Genomic DNA, 2,694 nt, shown 5'->3' on the forward strand with positions numbered 1-2,694 from the left:
TTACTGGTATTCGCCTCTATAATCTTCAGAGCCTTTGACATGGAGACGTCTCTAAAATCATGTGTGATTCTCTGTGCACTGACAGAGATGGCAACCAGAGATGCAATCAGAAATAATATATATCTTTTTATTTTATTGTCTGTCATGTAATATTCACATTTTCAAAATGGTTCAATGACTCTAAGCTAATTTCTGTATCACTGGTCTTATCCCAATAAAAGTGCAGATGCAGATGATTGGTACCGATACAGTGCTATCGTCAATTACTAATTTTTCACGTCTATAATCTCTTTTTCTCTTCATTACCTGCTCCTGTACCCTTATATTTACTACCTGCATTATTGAAGCGATATGATATGGTTAGACGTATCCCACGGTAATTGGGAGTTACATACTTCTGGAAGTTATAACATGTACTGTAGTAATTGAAGTTGTCTTCTTTGTTGGTATTTAATACGTCTGTGACTTCCAGACGAGTCATGAGCTGAGTTTTAAAGAACAATTTGGTTATACCTAAATCCAATTCAGAGTATTTGCCAAAATGGTCGAAACGATCGTTGTAAGAGGTGCTGTATTCATAGTTGCACTCTACTGTCCAGTTGTGCTTGAATGCAAAGCGGTTGTTTACAGAAAAATCCCATTGAGGTTTCTGTAGGGTTACGCCTAAGCCATACTGCTTTGCATCAAGAAGCTGCTTGAGGAAATCCATTTCGAATACAGGATGCCAAAAGCCTAAGACGGGCGATGCTGTGGCTGAGAAAGCCAAATTCTGACGATGGTCTATATTACAATAACTGGCAAGAATAATATCTGAATTGTTGTAAATGGAGGATGTATACATCACCTGATCTTTATCATAAGTATAGTCGGCCGAGAGAGTTAGCCAACTATACTGCAGATTCCATTCTATATTATAGATTTTCATTGGACGTAGTAATGGATTGCCGCCTTCGTAAGTGTATCTGTCATCATAACGGATGAATCCTGAGAGTTGATTATAATTAGGACGCTGGGTCTTCTCTGTGAAATTAAGGCTGGTGTTCAGTCCGTTGTCTGAATATGTAGCACTAATACTCGGAAAGAGGTTATTGTATTTACGACTTGCATCGTTTTGAAAGACATCGTATGAGTAATAATCTGACTTTACGTGCTCGTATCTCAGACCTCCATTAAATTTATAATTGCCACACTGGATGTCCATACCGGCAAAGGCTGCTATATTACGCTCTTTTATATTATCGTCTGACGAGGTAATGAAGTTCTGCTGATTAACGTAAACAGACCTACTGATGGTGTTGGTATACTCGGTGCCTGCATTTAGGCTTATTTTACGGCCTATTGGATAAGTAGCTACTATCTTTGCGGCTGCCATCTTGTTATGGCTTGTGGCGTCTGCATTAATGGCTCTGTTGTCAAACTCTGCGCTCTGCTCTGTGGCATCCTGAATGGTGATGTTCTTTTTCCAATATAAGGTACCATTAAAGTCAAGATGCAGGCGGCCTATGATACCCGAATAGTATGCATTGAGTTCATGGTTAGGCCCATCAGACGATGCGCTCTCGTTATCGTAATATTTCACAGCGCCAGTATATGTGCCATTGGTGTATACCGTATAGTTTTGGTGGCCAAACCCTTTAGAGGATGGCAGCATCTTGCTTACAGAGTATGTTACACCCAGTGAGTTGTTATCATTCAACTGATAATTGAAACCCCATTTGCCTGTAAGGATGTTTCTGCGGCTACGCATACTGGTGGCTTGGGTCATATCCACTCTATCTTTGGCGATGTATTTTTGACTAATCACTACTTGGTCATTCCACCATCCTCTGCTAATGGCATTGAATGTTCCGAAAAGATCAAGTCCGTTATGTCTCCAGTTGAGGGATATAAGTTGATTAAACGAGTTCTTTCTGGAGAAATTGGCCGAAGCGAGCAGATTACCACTAAGACCATTCCCCTGTTGGCGAATTGTTTTTATTTTTATCACAGAACGTGCCTCTGCATCGTATTGAGCACCGGGGCTAGTTATGACATCCACACTCTTCACTTCTTGCGAGGTGATGCGCTTTAGATCAGAATTGTCAGTAATCTTCTTGCCATTGATATATATGAGGGGAGTGCCCTTGCCAAAAACAGTATACTCGTCATTATTCTCGTGGATGCGTGGTATCTCTTTGAGCACATCTTGAGCGTCGCCTACATTGGCCAGGAGCGTGCCACTAACCTGAGTGGTATATCCTTCTGAGATAAGTCTGGTTGACGGCCTAGAGCCATTAACAATCACCCCTTTGATTACTTGCATATCTTCTGCCATGATTATCTTGCCAATATCCCCAGCATCAAATGCTCTTAAAATGGTCTTATAGCCTATGCAGGATACTTTGACCAAGGCATGCTTTGCACCACATGGGATGACAAACTTGCCTGCCAGATTGCTTACTCCACCATTGATGAATGTTGAGTCTTTGGCAGACAGCAATGATATATTGGCGTAAACTATGGGCTGCCCTCTCTTGTCGATAACCTCTCCAATCAGTTTCGTGTTTTCTTTCTGTACACACTCTACAAAGATGTTATCTCCATCGACAGTCATCCTTATGGGATAAAAGCCTATCACGTCTCTTATGGCATCGGGAACAGTTTTCTTGTCAATGCTCGTAGTAACGGTAAAGTCTTCAAGTTCGTTATAGATAA

At 41.1% G+C, this 2,694-nt stretch carries 1 protein-coding gene; it reads right to left on the minus strand.

What is annotated here, in order from left to right; translation table 11 throughout:
* Positions 1 to 280: 280 nt before the first annotated feature.
* Positions 281 to 2,694 (minus strand): outer membrane beta-barrel family protein (locus B045_RS0111600; protein WP_018464427.1); only part of this gene is annotated, 2,414 nt, incomplete at its 5' end.

It is taken from the genome of Segatella paludivivens DSM 17968 = JCM 13650, assembly GCF_000373185.1.
Taxonomy (GTDB): domain Bacteria; phylum Bacteroidota; class Bacteroidia; order Bacteroidales; family Bacteroidaceae; genus Prevotella; species Prevotella paludivivens.